The 17,125-nt window shown below is 68.5% G+C and carries 14 protein-coding genes; 11 read left to right on the top strand and 3 right to left on the bottom strand.

Annotated features, from left to right (window positions below):
- Positions 1–91 precede the first annotated feature (91 nt).
- From gmd to HOV91_RS11900, 8 genes are all read left to right on the top strand, one after another.
- Positions 92–1,114 (top strand): GDP-mannose 4,6-dehydratase, encoded by a 1,023-nt coding sequence (gene gmd / locus HOV91_RS11935; protein WP_174185436.1) that lies wholly within the window; start codon positions 92–94, stop codon positions 1,112–1,114.
- Positions 1,111–2,364: a class I SAM-dependent methyltransferase gene (locus tag HOV91_RS11930; RefSeq protein ID WP_217440208.1), complete on the top strand. Its 1,254-nt coding sequence runs from the start codon at positions 1,111–1,113 to the stop codon at positions 2,362–2,364. Before gmd ends, HOV91_RS11930 begins: the two co-directional genes overlap by 4 nt.
- A gap of 1 nt (position 2,365) precedes the next feature.
- Positions 2,366–3,313 (top strand): GDP-mannose 4,6-dehydratase, encoded by a 948-nt coding sequence (locus HOV91_RS11925; protein ID WP_174185435.1) that lies wholly within the window; start codon positions 2,366–2,368, stop codon positions 3,311–3,313.
- 1 nt (position 3,314) lies between these two features.
- Positions 3,315–4,499: a class I SAM-dependent methyltransferase gene (locus tag HOV91_RS11920; RefSeq protein WP_174185434.1), complete on the top strand. Its 1,185-nt coding sequence runs from the start codon at positions 3,315–3,317 to the stop codon at positions 4,497–4,499.
- A gap of 4 nt (positions 4,500–4,503) precedes the next feature.
- Positions 4,504–5,682 carry a nucleotide disphospho-sugar-binding domain-containing protein gene (locus HOV91_RS11915; protein WP_174185433.1) on the top strand — a complete coding sequence of 393 codons (1,179 nt, stop codon included), beginning with the start codon at positions 4,504–4,506 and terminating at the stop codon, positions 5,680–5,682.
- Between the two features lie 55 nt (positions 5,683–5,737).
- Positions 5,738–7,303 (top strand): glycosyltransferase family 87 protein, encoded by a 1,566-nt coding sequence (locus HOV91_RS11910; RefSeq protein WP_174185432.1) that lies wholly within the window; start codon positions 5,738–5,740, stop codon positions 7,301–7,303.
- Positions 7,304–7,412: 109 nt separating this feature from the next.
- Entirely contained in the window at positions 7,413–8,690 is a 1,278-nt protein-coding gene (locus tag HOV91_RS11905) for a flavin-containing monooxygenase (protein ID WP_174185431.1), read from the top strand.
- Between the two features lie 11 nt (positions 8,691–8,701).
- Entirely contained in the window at positions 8,702–10,051 is a 1,350-nt protein-coding gene (locus HOV91_RS11900) for a cytochrome P450 (RefSeq protein ID WP_174185430.1), read from the top strand.
- A gap of 61 nt (positions 10,052–10,112) precedes the next feature.
- Here HOV91_RS11900 and HOV91_RS11895 read toward each other — a convergent pair whose 3' ends face one another.
- The 3 genes from HOV91_RS11895 to HOV91_RS40820 all read right to left on the bottom strand — a co-directional run bounded on the left by HOV91_RS11895 (position 10,113) and on the right by HOV91_RS40820 (position 14,114).
- A complete protein-coding gene (locus tag HOV91_RS11895) occupies positions 10,113–11,042 on the bottom strand; it encodes an NAD-dependent epimerase/dehydratase family protein (RefSeq protein WP_174185429.1) in 930 nt (309 codons plus the stop codon).
- A 49-nt stretch (positions 11,043–11,091) separates the two neighbouring features.
- Entirely contained in the window at positions 11,092–11,226 is a 135-nt protein-coding gene (locus tag HOV91_RS40500) for a hypothetical protein (protein WP_281370865.1), read from the bottom strand.
- A gap of 386 nt (positions 11,227–11,612) precedes the next feature.
- Entirely contained in the window at positions 11,613–14,114 is a 2,502-nt protein-coding gene (locus HOV91_RS40820) for a beta-ketoacyl synthase N-terminal-like domain-containing protein (RefSeq protein WP_174185428.1), read from the bottom strand.
- Positions 14,115–14,221: 107 nt separating this feature from the next.
- Between HOV91_RS40820 and HOV91_RS11885 the strand changes: the two genes are divergently transcribed.
- From HOV91_RS11885 to HOV91_RS11875, 3 genes are all read left to right on the top strand, one after another.
- The gene (locus HOV91_RS11885; protein WP_174185427.1) at positions 14,222–14,725 is read left to right on the top strand and encodes a GtrA family protein; all 504 of its coding nucleotides are present in this window, start codon (positions 14,222–14,224) and stop codon (positions 14,723–14,725) included.
- Between the two features lie 128 nt (positions 14,726–14,853).
- Positions 14,854–16,215 carry a M20/M25/M40 family metallo-hydrolase gene (locus HOV91_RS11880; protein ID WP_174185426.1) on the top strand — a complete coding sequence of 454 codons (1,362 nt, stop codon included), beginning with the start codon at positions 14,854–14,856 and terminating at the stop codon, positions 16,213–16,215.
- A gap of 23 nt (positions 16,216–16,238) precedes the next feature.
- The gene (locus tag HOV91_RS11875; protein ID WP_174185425.1) at positions 16,239–16,772 is read left to right on the top strand and encodes a YbhB/YbcL family Raf kinase inhibitor-like protein; all 534 of its coding nucleotides are present in this window, start codon (positions 16,239–16,241) and stop codon (positions 16,770–16,772) included.
- Positions 16,773–17,125: the final 353 nt, after the last annotated feature.

The following is a 17,125-nucleotide window of genomic DNA, read 5'->3' as shown; positions in this document are numbered from 1 at the left end:
CTCATGCAATCGAATTCTAATACCGGCGGCGACCGAAAGATAGGTATTGCCCGCCATTTGGCTACCGGTTAGTCTCGGGGTTGGAGGTTTGATGAGAAAGGCGCTGATAACCGGCATCACCGGCCAGGACGGGTCTTATCTGACGGAATTCCTGTTGCAGCAAGGATATGAGGTGCACGGGATTATCCGGCGTGCGTCGAATTTCAATACCGACCGGATAGATCACCTGTATCCCGATACGCATTCCGAACGCAGGCTGTTTTTGCACTACGGGGATCTGATGGATTCCAGCAGTCTCAACCGGATCCTGGAGGACGTGCGCCCCGCGGAGATCTACAACCTGGGCGCGCAGTCGCACGTGCACATCTCGTTCCAGATCCCGGAGTTCACCGCCGAGACCAACGCGATCGGCACGCTGCGCATCCTGGACGCCATCCGCAAGACCGGCATCGCGACCCGGTTCTACCAGGCCTCGTCCTCGGAGTTGTACGGCGGTCTGCACGACGTCGCACTCAGCGAGGACACGCCGTTCCATCCGCGCTCGCCATATGCCGTGGCGAAGCTGTACGCGTACTGGATCACGGTGAACCATCGCGAGGCCTACGGGATGTACACGGTCAACGGCACGCTGTTCAATCACGAATCCCCCAGGCGTGGTGAGGTTTTCGTCACCCGCAAGGTGACAAGGGGCGCGGTGCGCATCGCGCAGGGCAAACAGGAGAAGCTCTATATCGGCAACCTGGACGCTCGCCGGGATTGGGGGTACGCCAAGGAGTACGTCGAGGCGATGTGGCTGATGCTGCAACAACCCGAACCGGACGACTACGTGATCGCCACCGGTGAGACGCACAGCGTGCGCGAGTTGTGTGAGACCGCGTTCTCCGCCACCGGCGTCGAATTGGTCTGGGAGGGAACCGGTCTGGGCGAGAAGGGGATCGATCGGCGCACTTCGCGGGTGCTGGTCGAGGTCGATCCGACCTATTTCCGGCCCGCCGAGGTGCATCATCTCACCGGTGATCCGACCAAGGCGCGCGAGAAGCTCGGGTGGTCGCCCCGCACGAGTTTCACCGAACTGGTCGAGTTGATGGTGGCCCACGATATGGAGAACGCGTGACGCAAGCAGTGGCGGTGCGGTGCTGCCGGGTGTGCGGCAACACCCGGCTCGAGACGATCGTCGACCTCGGCACGATGGCGTTGACCGGGGTGTTCCCGGCCACCGATCCGACCGGGGTGCCGCGCTACCCCTTGGAGTTGGTGCGCTGTGTGCCCACCGGTCCCGAGGAGTGCGGGCTGGTGCAGTTGCGCCACACGGCCGATTTCGACGAAATGTATTCGCCTGGTTACGGATACCGCTCGGGGCTGAATCGATCGATGATCGAGCACCTCGCCCACCGGGTGTCCAGAATCCGGCAGCGGGTGCCGTTGACGCCCGACGACGTGGTGATCGACATCGGCAGCAACGACGCGACGCTGCTGCGCGCCTATCCCGAAGGGTCGGCGACGATCGTGGGCATCGACCCGCTGGGGGAGAAGTTCCGCCGGTTCTATCCGCCGCACGTGCGATTGGTGACCGGCTACTTCACCCGCGAGCTGGTCGAATCGGCGCTGCAAGGGCGGCGAGCCACGGTGATCACCTCGATCGCCATGTTCTACGACGTCCCCGACCCGCTGGGTTTCATGCGCACGGTGCACGACAGCCTCACCGACGACGGCGTCTGGGTGCTCGAACAGAGCTATCTGCCCGCGATGCTGGCCACGACCTCCTACGACACCATCTGTCACGAGCATCTGGAGTACTACACCCTCGACCAGATCGAATGGATGGCGCGGCGCTGCGGCTTCGTGGTGCTGGAGGTGGAACGCAACACCGTCAACGGCGGCAGCTTCGCCCTCACACTGGGCAAGCGGGGCGTGCCGTCGCCTGCGGATGCCGCCGCACTGGATCTGATGCGTCAGGAGGAGGCCGCGCTCGGGCTGCACACCCCCCAGCCGTACGCGGACTTCGCCAAGCGGGTCGACCAGCATCGCGAACAGGTCCGGGAGTTCTTCGACCGCTCCCGCAAGGCCGGACTGCGCACGCTCGGCTATGGAGCCTCCACCAAAGGCAACGTGGTGTTGCAGCATTGCGGCATCGGTCCGGAGGATCTGGCGTGCATCGCGGAGGTCAACGACGACAAGTTCGGCAAGTTCACCCCGGGAAGCGCGATCCCGATCGTGTCGGAAGCCGAGGCGCGCGCGCTGGCGCCCGACCAGTTCTTCGTGCTGCCCTGGCATTTCCGCACCATGATGCTGGAGCGCGAGAGCGCCTTCCGCGCGGCGGGCGGGCGGCTGGTGTTCCCGCTGCCGGAACTGGACGTGGTGTGAGATGACCATCGTCGTCACGGGCGCGGCAGGGCAGGACGGCACCCTGCTGTCGGACCTGCTCGCCGCGCGCGGTGAACGAGTGCTGCGGATCACCCGCGACGGCCCGGTCGACATCACCGACGCCGCCGCCGTGCGGCGGCTGGTCGCGTCCGAACGGCCCGAGCAGGTGTACCTGCTGGCGGCGGTACAGCACTCGTCGCAGGACGACCACGGCGACCCGCACGAGCTGGCCCGTGCCTCCCACCGGGTGAACACCCTGCCGGTGCAGCACTTCGCGGAGGCGATCGATCGGCACCGCACCGGCACCCGCCTGTTCTACGCGGCCTCCTCGCATGTCTTCGGCTCCGACGCCGCCGCGGTGTGCGACGAGGACAGCGGGCTGCGACCGGACTCGATCTACGGGGTCACCAAGGCGGCGGGGCTGCTGACCTGCCGCGCCTACCGTGCCCGTGGCGTCTTCGCGGCCGCGGGCATCATGTTCAACCACGAATCGCCCTTGCGGGCGGAGAAGTTCGTCACCCGCAAGATCGTGCGCGCCGTGGCGCGGATCCAGCGCGGCGAGACCGGCACGCTGGAGGTGGGCAGGTTGGACGCCGGCGCCGACTGGGGATACGCGCCGGATTACGTCGAGGCGATGACGCGGATCCTAGCCCTGGACGAGCCGGACGATTTCGTCGTCGCCACCGGCGAACACCACACGGTCGCGCAATTGTGCGCGGCCGCGTTCGGCATGGCCGGACTGGACTGGACAAACCATGTGCGCGAACGTTCCTCGGTGCTCACCCGCAGCAGGCAGCCGCTGGTGGGCGACGCGACGAGGCTGCGGGAGCGAACCGGGTGGCGCCCTTCGGTGGATTTTCACGGCATGGTGCGGGCCATGCTCGTCGCCGAGGGCGTGCGCCTGGCGGAGGAATCGGAGCCGGTGCGCACCGGCGGAACGGATGGATGACGTGACCTTGAACGACGAGAACGTGCTCGCCGCCCAGTTGATCTCCGTCGCCGACGGCGTCTACGAGGAGACCGCCGCACGGATCGGTGAGATCGGCACCGAGACCGTCGCCGACGCGGTGCTGAAGGAGATCGCCTGGCGCGCGAGCCACGGCACCCGGCCCGGACAGCCGGTCACCGCCGTGTTCGAGCTGGCCCACGAGGGTAAGCAGCTGGACTATCTGGTCACCTTCGGCGCCGACGACCCGGCGATCGCGCCCGGCACCCTGGAGGATCCGTGGCTGGTGGTGCGCCAGGATCTGGTGGAACTGCTGCGCGCGGTCTACGGCCCGCCCGACACGGTTGTTGGCACTCGCGCCATCGCGATCAAGGACGAGCCGGGGCCGGGCAGTTTCGCCCCGGACGACCCGTGGCGGCTGGCCCGCGACGCCGCCGCGGTCGCCGCCGACGGCATCGTCACCGCGTGCCGCCCGCAGCACTACGATCTGAACGCGCTGTCGCTGCACTTCGGTTCGGACAAGTGGGGCGGGCACTGGTACACCCAGCACTACGAGCGGCACTTCGCGCCGCTGCGCGACAGCCGCGTGCGGGTACTCGAACTGGGCATCGGCGGATACACCGCGCCCGATGTCGGCGGCGCGTCGCTGCGGATGTGGAAACAGTACTTCCGCCGCGGGCTGGTGTTCGGGCTGGACTACTTCGACAAGTCCGGCATCGCCGAGCCGCGCCTGCAACCGCTGCGCGGCGACCAGGGCGATGCGGCGTTCCTCGACGAACTCGGCCGCTCGCTGGGCCCGTTCGACATCGTCATCGATGACGGCAGCCACATCAGCGGTGACGTGATCGCCTCGTTCCGGTCGCTGTTCGCGCACCTGCGGCCCGGCGGGCTGTACGTGGTGGAGGACACCCAGACCTCCTACTGGTCGGGCTGGGGCGGAAGCAGCACGGCGACCGACGATCCGGCCATTACCGTCGGGTACCTGAAAACCCTGGTGGACGCCTTGCACCACCAGGAATTCGAGAAGGAATCCGGCCGCGCGGCAGGCGCTTTCGACGACTGGATCGGGGCGCTGCACTTCTACCACAACATCGTGGTCGTCGAAAAACGCCGCAACGCCGAGCAATCGGCTCCATCATGGGTGCCTCGGCACACCAATCCGATGGAGTGGATGAAGCCGAAGGAGTGATCGGATGAAGTTTCTCGTCGTGCCGGTGCCCTCGTCGGGGCACCTGCTCGCGATGGTGCCGTTCTGCTGGGCGCTGCGGCTGGCCGGGCACGAAGTGCTGGTCGCCTCGCGCGGCGACGTGACGGCCACCGCGCTGCGCTCGGGCCTCAACGCTGTCGAGCTGACCGAGCTGAACGTGCCGATGGACCAGCTGCGCACCCAGGTGAACCCGGGCATGTTCCCGCTTCCGCTGTTCGCCGACCGCGACCAGTCCAGCGGGCAGGGCCTGTGGCAGATCGCCGCGCAGAACTGGCACAACCACGCCCGCCGATTCCTCGACACCTTCGCCGCGGTGGCCACCGACTGGACGGCGGAGGTCATCCTCACCGACCCGCTGGCCACCATCGGCCGAGCACTCGGCGCGCACCTCGAACTGCCGGTCCTGGTGCACCGCTGGGGGATCGACCCCACCGGGGGCCCGTTCACCGAACGCACCGCCGCACTCGCGCAGGAGGCGGGCACCCGGCTGGCCGACCCGGTCGCCGTGCTCGACATCTGCCCGCCGCGGCTGCAAGCGCCCGACGCCGCACCGGGCATTTCGCTGGGCTATGTCCCGTTCAACGGCACCGGCGCGCTGCCGCCGTGGCACCGCAACGAGCACGGCCGCAAACGCATCGCGGTCTGCATGGGCGGCAGCACGCTCGGCCTGACCGGTCCGCGACCGCTGGAGTCGGTGCTCGCGGCGCTGGCAGGCATCGAGGATGCCGAGGTGGTCGTGGCGCTGTCGGCGCCGGACCGGGCCACCGTAGGCGAGCTGCCCGACCATGTCCGGGTCGTGGAAGAGGTTCCGCTGAACCTGTTCCTGCCCGGCTGCGATCTGCTGGTGCACCACGGCGGTTCGACCACCGGCCTCACCGCGGGATGGTTCGGGCTGCCGCAACTGGTGCTACCGCAGATGTTCGACCAGTTCGACTACGCGAGGGGCCTGGTGCGCGCCGGCGCCGGACTCGCCGCGCAGACCCCCGCTGATCAAGGCGACATCGAAGCACTCACCACCTCGATCCGCACGCTGCTGCGCGAACCGCGCTTCCGCGCCGCCGCCGAACAGATCGGAGCCGACCTGCGCGCCGCGCCTTCCCCCGAGGACGTGGTGCGCCAGGTTGTTCCGCTGCTGGCCGAGCGTGCCGGAGCAGCCACCAGATAGACCGTCCGCGCGGCCCGCACCGGGCGACGCGGGAACCGAAAGCCGTAGGTTGCAGATGATATCCAGGACATGGACCAGGTTCCGGGGTTCGCTCGACTACTACGCCGCGATGTACGCGGTGTTCGTGGTCGGCATTCTCGTCCCCGTCGTGCTGATCGTGCTCGCGCTCACCGGCCTCCCCGGGCCGGTGACCGCCGTGCTCGGCATCGTGTGCGCCGCGGCGCTGTTCGTGCTCGTCGTGCCGACGGTGCCCGCCGAGTGGCGGGAGGTGGTGCGCGGCAAACCGATCGTGGTGCGGGTGCTGTGGAGCGTGAGCATCCTGCTGGTGGTCGCGGTGCTGGCCCGGTTGACCCAGTTCATCCTCGACGCCGACAACGTGGACGCCTCGCTGTCGGCCGACGACGACTTCCTGGTGAAGAAGACCCACCTGTCCGGCTACGTCAGCGGTGCGCTCATGGCCGAGCACGACCCGGCGAGTCTCTACGACCGCCACCGTTACGCATCGCCACAGGCGGATTCGGTGCTGCCCGCGGTGACCCCGCAGGATCGCGACGCCTACCTGTATCCGCCGCCGTTTTTGCTGCTGCCGCGGTTGCTGCTGCTGTTCAGCCACGACTTCGCCACGCTGCGCGCCCTGTGGTACTCGCTGTACGTGGCGATCGTGCTGGTGGCCATGTTCGCCATCGCCCGCTGGATCGGCGGCAGGCAGGGTGCGGTGCTGGCGGCGCTGACCCCGGTGGTGTGGATCAGCTTGCCGACGCTGGCGACCCTGCAGATCGGCAACATCCACGTGCTGGTGCTGTATGTCGGCGGCGCGGGCGCCATGGTCCTGTTCCATCTGCGGCGCAACGTCTTCGGCGGCGCGGCGCTGGCGTTCGCGATCATCGCCAAGGTGTCCCCGGCGATCCTGCTGGTCTATCTGCTGGTTCAGCGGCGCTGGCGTCCCGCGGTGTGGACCGCGGCGTTCTGCGGGCTGTATTCGCTGGCCACGCTGGCGATCTTCGGCCGGGAACCGTGGCGGCAGTTCCTGTCCGACGGCACCTGGCAGCGGCTGGCCAGCGGGGAGTTCCATCAGTTCGTGCTCGTGGAACGGGCCAATCAGCTGGTCAACTACTCGCCGTACGGGCTGCCGTACAAGGCGAACATCATGGGCTGGGACATCGCCGATCCCACCGGGCCCGCCCGCGTGATCACCAACGTCTACACGCTGCTGTTGCTGATCCTGGTCGCGGTCACCGCGGTGCGCATCCACCGGCGGCTCTCCGCCGGGGCCGAAGGGCCGCGGGTGCGCGCCGAGCAGTTGGCGATCTGGCTGGCGGTGCTGACGCTGGCGTCGTTCCGTGCCCCGTTCGGGCCGTGGGTGTACATCGCCGTGGGCGCGGTGTGGATGCTGGCGGTGTACGCGGGGCTGATGCGCGGGGGCAAACGCACGGTCGCCCTGCTCACCGTGGCGTGGCTGATCGTCGCGGTCTACAACGAGAACGTCTACTTCACGCTGGTGGCACAGACGCTCATCTACGTCGCCTGCTTCGTCGTGGCCTGGCGGGCGAGCGCGGGCACCGACCCGGAACCGGCCCCGCCCGCGCGATCCGCGCAGACCGAGCGGGTCGGTGCGGCATGAGCGGACGAGCACGCGGGCCGCAGCCGAGCATGGCAGCGCGAGGCCCCGCGCATGACGAACGACGGAGCTCGAGCGGCCAAGGCTGGGAGCGGCAGCGGAGAGGGAACAGATGAGCACCTATTGCGTGATCGGCGCGGGCGCGGCCGGTCTGGCCACCGCCCGCCGGTTCGCCGCGCGCGGCCTGGAATTCGAAGTGCTCGAGGCGGCCGACGGGATCGGCGGGATCTGGGACGCGCGGCGGCCGGACTCGCCGGTCAGCCGCAACACGCACGTGATCGCGTCCAAAGGCGTGCAGGCGTTCTCGGGATTCCCGATGCCGGAGGACTATCCCGACTACCCCGGTCACGAACTCGTGCTGCGCTATCTGCACTCCTACGCCGACGCCTTCGAGCTGTGGCCGCACATCCGGTTCAACACCTCGGTACAGCGGACAGAACCGGGAGCTGACGGTTGGGTGGTGACGCTGGCCGACGGGTCCGAGCGGTCGTACGCGGGGGTCGTCATCGCCACCGGACACGACCGCACGCCGCGACGCATCGACATCCCCGGTTCGGCAACGGTGCCCGTCCTGCATTCCAGCGAGTACCGGCACCCCGAACAGGTGCTCGGCAAGCGGGTGCTGGTGATCGGCGCCGGACAATCGGCGGCCGACATCCTGTCCGACTGCGCGGTCAACGCCGCGCTGACCCTGCACAGCAGCAGGCGCGGCTTCTACTGCATGCCCAAGTACCTGATGGGTCGCCCGACCGACAGCATGTTGCAGGGCCGGATGTGGCGGCCGCTGCGCAAGCGGGCCTTCCAGCGGCTGTTCTCCTATCTGCGTGGCCGCTCCCGCTCGTTCGGGCTGCCGGTGCCCGATTTCGGCGAGGGCATCGTCATACCCATGCTCGGCGACCAGTTGCACCACCACTACAGCCACGGCGACATCACGCCCAAGCCCGACGTCGCCGCGATCGACGACGACCGGGTGACCTTCACCGACGGCACCGAAGAGAAAGTCGACATGGTGGTGCTGGCCACCGGGTTCGTCCCGAACTATCCCGTGGTCGACCGCGCCCATCTGAACTGGGCCGGGGACAGTTTGCGACCGGGCCTGTATCTGAACATCTTTCCGCCGCACACCCGCGATCTGTTCGTGGTCGGGATGGTGCGGCCGATCGGCTCACACTGGGACGTCTACGAGAAACAGGCCGACCTGGTCGCCGAGTACCTGCGGGTCAAGGCGAGCGATCCCCGGCGGGTCGAGCGTTTCGATCGCGCCACCCAGGGCCGCCAGCCCGACCTGTATGCCGGGTTGCGGCTCTACCACGCCGAGCAGTACCCGCTGGTGGTGGAGAAACAGGACTACCTGCATCAACTGCGCAAGCACGCCGAGCTCTTGAAGTGAAAGGTCGGACCATGAAAGCACCCGGGCCAGGTCTGGTGGAAACCGGACGCATGCTGCCGAAACTGGCGAAGAACCCGCTGACGACGGTGGGCGCGCTGCTGGCGGGCTACGGCGACGTCGTGCGGGTCAAGGCAGGCCCGATGCTGGTGTATCTCGTCGCGGACCCGGTGATGACCGAGTACGTGCTCAAGGACAACTACACCAATTACCGCAAGAGCCCGATCTACGACGAGTTCAGCATCCTGCTCGGCGACGGGCAGCTGACCACCAACAACTTGGACTACTGGCGCACGCAACGCAAACTCATCTCCCCGGCGTTCTCCCATTCCCACGTCAAGGGTTTCGCCGACGACATCACCGACAGCGCCGCGGCGATGCTCGACGGCTGGGACGCCGCGGCCGGACAGTTCCGCGACATCTACGACGACTACGTGAAACTGCTGCTCGCGGTGACCGGGCGAATCCTGTTCAGTATCGATTTGTCCACCGGCACCGGCCAGGTGACCGACGCGATGCGGGCGGCGTTCGCGTTCATCATGAAGCGGGTGAACGCGCCGGTGAAGCTGCCGCAGTCCTTCCCGACACCCGAAGCCCGTCGGGTCGCGCGCAAGGTCGGTGAACTGGACGAGGTGGTACGCCATCTCATCGAGGAACGCCGCCGCGGCGGCGACACCACCGACGTGCTCACCGCGCTGGTGCGCGCCCGCGACGAAGGCGGTCAGGGCATGCGCGAGGAGGATCTGCTCAACGAGATCAAGACCCTGCTCGTCGCCGGTCACGAGTCCCCGGCGAATGTGCTGTCGTGGGCGTGCTATCTGCTGGCTACCCACCCGGAGATCCAGGAGCGGCTGGCCGAGGAGGTGCGCGCGGCGATCGGCGATCGCACCCCGGCGTTCTCGGACTTGGCGCAGCTGAGCTACTGCCGCATGGTGATCGAGGAGACCATGCGGCTGTATCCGCCGGCCTGGATCGTCGAGCGCACTCCGATCGACGACGACGAGATCGGCGGCTACCACGTGCCCGCTGGTGCGCGAGTCACGTTGTGCATGTACTACATTCACCGTGACGAGCGACTGTGGGAGGCCCCGGAGGAATTCCGTCCGGAGCGTTTCGCCGACGCGGCGGTGGCCGAACGGCACAAGTTCGCGTTCTTCCCGTTCTCCGGCGGCCCGCGCATCTGCCTGGGCAAGGACATGTCCATGACGGAGATGGTGCTGATCCTGGCCATGACGGTGCAGCGTTTCCGGCTCGAACTCGACGTGACCCACCCTGTGGTGCCGCTGGCCTCGGTGAACCTGCGCCCGGAGTCGGGCATCCGCATCCGCCCGGTCCGCCGCGTCACCGAGCCCGTGACGACCTGACGGTCCCGGAGTCGGCGGTCGGGGCTCGCAACCGACCACATGCTCCGACCGCCGTCGGCTCCTACGCCTCGGACGAGCCGCTGCCGAGCGGGGCGGCGGTGGCTTGCCACGCCTCGCGAGCGCTGGGGTAGCGGGGGAACCAGTTCGTGGTGGTGCGAAAGCGGTTGTTGCTCACCCGAAGTGACCGGGTCAGGGAGGTGAGCCGGTGGCCGCCGAGCAGGGCGGCGCGGCCGGGGGCGCGCAGCCAGGGCCGCTTGCCCGCAGCCGCGGCCAGTGCGGTGGCGTACTCGCGTTTGGTGAGCGGTTCATCGTCGACGATGTTGTAGGTTCCCGCGGGAGCATTGAGCGGGGTGACGACGGCCGCGGCCGCGTCGGTCAGGTGAATCGTGGAGATGTATGCGTCGGCGCGACCCAGGACCGGCGCGATGTGGCGGCGGGCCATGGCGAGCATCTGTTCGCTGTGGGCGGCGCCCACGCCGCAGAACACCCCGAAGCGCAGCACGATCCCGCTGCCGCCCGCTGCGGTGACGCGGTGGGCGTTGTCCTCGGCGGCGATGCTGCACAGGGCGCGGGGGTAGCGATCGGCGGGAACCTCCTCGGTGATCCAGTCCGGCCCGCTGTCGGGGTAGAGCATGCTGATCGACTCCTGGATCAGCCGCTCGACCCCCACGGCCAGTGCGGCGTCGACCAGGGCGGCGGACCCGTCGATGCGGACGTGCTCGTTTCTGCGCCAGGCACGGTCGGACATGAACTGCGCGACCGAGGGGAGGGCGCTGGCCATGTTCACCACAGCGTCCTGCCCGGCGACCACGGCGCGGAGTTCGTCTCGATCGAACAGCGACGCGGTGACCGGTCTGGCACCCTGGGCGCGCACCGCGGCTGCCTTCTCCTGCGTGCGTGCCAAAGCGGTGACCTCGTGACCTGCCTCGACCGCTGCCGCGACGACGTATCGTCCGATCGCGCCGGTCGCCCCCGCGACGAAGACCTTCATGACCAGAGCCTAGTTCGCCCGAGGGGCGGCGGCGGAAGCCGCATCGGCATCACCGGCCCAGCAGCGCGACGCTGCAGGCGATGATCCAGGCCGCCCACCCCAGCCAGCCGATCAGGCCGGCGACCGCGACGCGGTTGGTGCCGTCGACGTTGTAGGGACCGGCCGATGAGGAAATGAAAAGCAATGCGGCACTGACGTATCCGAGCCAGGCATGCCAGTCGGAGAGGAATCCGGTCTCGGCCCCCGCGATGCTGAAGCCCAGCAGCGCCGCGGCGAGGAAGACGCCTGGACGTCTCCACCGCCACCGACATCTACGCCGCGCTGTGCAACATCGACGTCTACACCACGTTCGTCACCGAGCGCGGCTGGTCGCCCGAGGCGGTCGAACGCTGGTGGAGCGAAGCGCTGGCCCGCGAACTGCTGGCCTCGGAGCGGCCATCGAGTCGATGACCCGGTCTCACGCGGCGCTCATCACCGACCGCGCTGATCATCCGACTCGACGGGCAGACCGACGGCGTTGTGGCGGCGCGGATCGATGACGGCTCGGTCACAGGGCGGCGCTGCTCGGATTCAGCCGAGTAGTTCCCGGCTCAAAGCCAGCAGCTCCGCCGTGGAAAGGGCTTCCTCATCGGTCTCCGGTGAGAGATTCACCGAGGCCGTCCGGTCGGCCGGGTCGGTCGCGCGTTGTTCTGGCGCGAGGCGGAGGCCGAGTTCGGCGGCCAGTAACTCGACCGTGGGGCAGCCCCACACAATGGCCGCGGGCACGTCGATGCCGAGGCGGGCGGACAGGCGGGCGGACAGCTCGACGGCGTGCACCGAGCCGATGCCGAGCTGGTCGAAGTTCTGGCGGACGGCCACACGGTCGGGGGAGATGCCAACGACTTCGGCCAGTTCCCCGGTGACCAACGCGGCGAGCGCCGCGACATCCGGTCCGGCGGTGTCTTCCGGCTCGCCGAACGCCGCTGGTGGCTCGTCCGCTCGCGCCTGCGTTGCCGAACCCGCCATGGCGGCTCCAGCCGGTGCGGAGGTCCGCGCCGACCGCTCGACCGGCGTGGCGGCGGCGCCGGACGATGCTGGAGTCCGCACCGAAGACCCGGCGGATCCGGCCGGTGTGAGGGTGCGCTCCGACGACCCGGCCGGGCCGGTCGCCTGCTCGGTGGACGCGTGGCTCCGCATCGGATGACCAATGAGCACAGCGGATTCGGACAGCGGCTCGGCTGCCGGCTCCGAGGAAGCGACGCCGTTGTCTGCGGCGAACGTCTGCGGGACCGCCCAGTGCCGTTGTCGCTGAAATGGATAGGTGGGCAACGGGATCGGCCGCCCGGGCGGGTTCACCGCCGCCCAATCGGGGTCGGCGCCACGCTCGAACAGCATCCCTACCGCGGTGAGCAAGTCGCGCCGGGTGACGGTGCCGGGGCGCAGAGCCGCCGACAGGACGACATCGAGCGCTTCGTTCTGCGCGTCGTCGGAGTGATCGGGTGCGTTTCCGTCGAGGTAGCCGTCGAGAAACTCGGCAACCTGCTGCACCCCGTCGGCCACCACCGAAAGACGATGCTGGAACGGCGTTCTCCTCGCGAGGGTGTGGGCGAGGTCGCCCAGGTGGAGGCCGGGGTTGCGCACCAGGTGCTCACGCAATCGGTATGCCTGCGCCCGCAGCGCGGTCTCGGTGCGCGCGGACAGCACAATCAGCCGCTCGGCGGGGTCGGCGGCGGGCAGCGGGTCGGTGGCAGGGGCCGCTTCGACGATGACGTGGGCATTGGAGCCGCCGAAACCGAACGCGCTCACCGCGGCGCGCGCCGGACCGTCGTGCCGCGGCCACGGCAGCGCGGTGTCGGCGATGCGCACTCCTGCGGTCGCCGGATCGAAATACTCGGGCGGGCGCCGAAAATGGAGACTGCGCGGGATGCGGCGATGCGACAGGGCGAGTGCCACCTTCACCAGTCCCGCCATACCCGCGGCCGCCTCGGTGTGCCCGATATTGGTTTTGATCGATCCGACCGTCAGCGGTGCGCCGGGCGCGCGGCCGCTGCCGTAGACATCGGCCAGTGCGGACAGTTCGGCACGGTCGCCGACCGCGGTGCCGGTGCCGTGTGCTTCCACGTAGTCGATCGTGCGAGGGTCGACGCCTGCCTGCGCGCACGCGCGCCGGATCAATTGCCGCTGGCCGTCGGCGCTGCTGGCGGGCATGGAGTGATGTCTGCCGTTGTTGTTGGTGGCGCTGCCCAGCAGGGCGCAGTACACGCGGTCACCGTCGCGCAGCGCCTGCCGCAGTGGCTTGAGGACCACGACCGCGCCACCTTCGCCGCGCACGTAGCCGTCGGCGGAGGCGTCGAAAGTACGGGATCGGCCGTGCGCGGACAACACACCCAGCGCCGACAGCCCGATCGCGGTCTCGGGGATCAGATTCAGCTGCACCCCGCCCGCGACCGCCAGCGCGCTCTCGCCCGCCCGCAGCGCCTGACAGGCCAGATGCACCGCGACCAGCGATCCCGCGCAGGAGGCGTTCACGGTCATGCTGGGGCCGTCGAAACCCAGAAAGTACGAGACCCGGTTGGCGATCACCCCTTCGACATCGCCGGTACTGGTGAACGGGGTGATGGCGGTGGCGCCGCGGGAGAGTTTGACGGCCCGATAGTCGTTGAACTTATTGGCGAAATACACGCCGGTCCGCGGTACCCGGTCGGGCCGGATACCGGCGTCCTCGAATGCCTCCCACGCCAATTCCAGTGCCAAACGTTGCTGCGGATCCATATCGGCCGCTTCGCGCGGGGTGATTCCGAAGAATTCGGCGTCGAAACCGGCCACATCGGCCAGATATCCACCGGCGACCGACACCGTCTTGCCCGCGGTAGCCCGGTCGGAGCCGCGGTAGTCACCGGACCAGCGACCCGGCGGCGGGTCGTCGGCGATCGCATCGGTCTCCTCGATCAGCAACCGCCACAACGCTTCCGGGGTATCAGCGCCCCCGGCGAAGCGGCAGCTCATGCCGATCACGGCGATCGGCTCCACGGCAACCGCCGCGATGTCGGATCCGGTCTGCTGAGGACGGGTGCGCCGCTCGGCTTTCTTCACGCTTCTCGCCTGCCCGCGATCCACCGACCGTGCACCCGTGGAACAAGCGGTGCGGTGAATCTGCCGATCTTGTTGTGGGGTCGGGACATGTGCCGGAGACTTTACCTGTGCTGTTTTCCCAACGCCCCGTTTTCGCTCGGGTGACGTCCGTGCTGGGGGGCGAGGCACGACGTCGAGAACTACTCCGTTTCGCCTCCGTCGGTATCGCCGCGTTCACGCTGGACACCGCGGTGTTCTTGACGTTGAAGAGCACTGTGCTCGAAGCGCACCCGGTCACGGCGAAGGTGGTCGCCGTGCTGGCGGCGATCACGCTGTCCTACGTGCTGAACAAGCAGTGGTCCTTCGACGCGCGCGGCGGGCGGCGCGGGCATCACGAGGCCGCGCTGTTCTACCTGGTCAGTTTCCTGGCCGTCGCGATCAACACCGCACCGCTGTGGGTCTCGCGGTATGTGCTGCACCTCGAGGTGCCCGAGGTCTCCCTCGTCACCCAGAACGTGGCCGACTTCGTGGCCGCGCAGGTGATCGGCACCGCGTTGGGCATGGTGTTCCGCTTCTGGGCCTTCGTGCGGGTGGTGTTCCCCGACGAGATCGAGCGCCCCGGCACGGCGTGAGCGGACAGTTGCGATCATCCTGACGACAACCGTGCCGGGCATGATCACGCACCGTGCGGGCCGCAGCACACCGCCGTGTCACCCCGGCCACACGGTTGCCGCGCCGCGCGGGTGGTAGGAAAGGGAGCGTGTCCGCAACTGGCGAAGGAATCGACCCGAACAGAAACTCCCGCGCGGTATCGGAGGTGGTGGAGCTGGTCAGCACGCTGATCCGCTTCGACACCTCCAATACCGGCGACCTTGCCACCACCAAGGGAGAGCGCGAGTGCGCGCAGTGGGTGGCCGACCAGCTGCACCAGGCGGGTTACGTCACCGAATACGTCGAGTCCGGAGCGGAGGGCCGCGGCAACGTCTTCGCACGGCTGGAAGGCGCGGACCCGAGTCGTGGCGCGCTGATGATCCACGGGCATCTGGACGTGGTGCCCGCCGAGGCCGCGGACTGGAGCGTGCACCCGTTCTCCGGCGCGGTGCGCGACGGCTACGTGTGGGGCCGCGGCGCGATCGACATGAAGGACATGGTCGGGATGACACTGGCGGTGGCCCGCCAGTTCAAGCTCGAGGGCACGGTGCCGCCGCGCGATCTGGTCTTCGCGTTCCTGGCCGACGAGGAGAACGGCGGCAAGTGGGGCTCGCAGTGGCTGGTCGACAACCGCCCCGACCTGTTCGAGGGCGTCACCGAAGCGGTGGGGGAGGTCGGCGGGTTCTCGCTGACCGTGCCGCGCCCCGACGGCACCGAACGCAGGCTGTATCTGGTGGAGACCGCCGAGAAGGGGCTGGGCTGGATGCGGTTGCGTGCCAAGGCCCGCGCGGGCCACGGCTCGTTCCTGCACGAGGACAACGCGGTCACGATCCTCGCCGACGCGGTGGCCCGGCTGGGCAAACACACCTTCCCGCTGGTGCTCTCGGAGTCGGTGGCCGCCTTCCTGGCCGCTGTCGCCGAGGAGACGGGTCTGGAGTTCGATCCGTCGAGTCCGGACATCGAGGGCCAGCTGGCGAAGCTGGGCACCATTTCGCGCATCATCGGCGCCACGCTGCGCGACACGGCCAATCCCACCATGCTGCAGGCCGGCTACAAGGCCAACGTGATCCCGCAGACCGCCGAGGCGGTGGTGGACTGCCGCGTGGTGCCCGGGCGGCAGGCGGCGTTCGAGCGTGAGGTGGACGAACTGATCGGCCCCGACGTCGAACGCGAGTGGATCACCAAGCTCGACTCCTATGAGACGACCTTCGACGGCGATCTGGTCGACGCGATGAACGCCGCCGTGCTGGCCCACGATCCGCGCGGCCGCACCGTGCCCTACATGCTCTCCGGCGGCACGGACGCGAAAGCGTTCGCCCGCTTGGGTATTCGCTGCTTCGGTTTCGCACCGCTGCAGCTGCCGCCGGAGCTGGATTTCACCGCCCTGTTCCACGGCGTCGACGAGCGGGTGCCGGTCGATGCCCTCGAATTCGGCACCCGCGTACTGGAACACTTCCTACTGCACAGCTGATCCGATCCGCAAAGAGAGGTTTCATGACGTACAATCCCTACGACGCCCTGCCGCAGGTGCCGTCGTTCACCCTCACCTCCACCGACGTCACCGACGGCCAGCCGTTCGACAACGACCAGGTCAGCGGCGTCTTCGGCGCGGGAGGCAAGGACATCTCCCCGCAGCTGTCCTGGTCGGACTTCCCGGCGGAGACCAAGAGCTTCGCGGTCACGGTGTACGACCCCGACGCGCCCACCGCGTCCGGTTTCTGGCACTGGGCCGTCGCCGACATCCCGGTCAGCGCGACCTCCCTGCCCGCGGGCGCGGGCAGCGGCGAGGAGGGCGGCGCACTGCCGACCGGCGCGATCACCCTGCGTAACGACGGCGGTTTCCACGGCTTCGTCGGCGCGGCCCCGCCGCCCGGCCACGGCCCGCATCGCTACTTCATCGTCGTGCACGCCGTCGACGTCGAAAGCCTCGGCATCGACGAGACCGCCACGCCTGCCTACCTCGGCTTCAACCTGTTCTCCCACACCCTGGCGCGCGCCACGCTGGTCGCCACGTACGAGCAGAAGTAGGTTTCACCTCGGCCTGTGGCCCTGAGCGAATCGCTCGGGGCCACAGTGCTTTTGTGTTCGCGCAGTGCTGCGGAACGCAAGAGCACGAAACTTCCCTCTCCTCGCGCCATGGTCCGCCGTAGGCGGTACGACCGCCCCGTGCCGCTCATCGCCGAGGGGCTCGTACCACTCGACGCCGGACCTGGGTTCGAGCGAAACGCTCGGCCGTCCAGACAGCGTCGCGAGCATCGTCTGCGGTGCGCCGGTGAGGTCGACGCGAATCTTTCCCGCCCCGGATCGATCATCGTTCGAAAATCCCATCGCCGCCCTGCTACGCCACCGTGACGCAGGTCACAACAACGAGTTGTCACGTT

This window comes from Nocardia barduliensis (assembly GCF_013315795.1).
Classification (GTDB): Bacteria; Actinomycetota; Actinomycetes; order Mycobacteriales; family Mycobacteriaceae; genus Nocardia; species Nocardia barduliensis.
The sequence above is the reverse complement of the archived record's forward strand: the minus strand, read 5'-3'. Positions and strand labels throughout refer to the sequence as shown.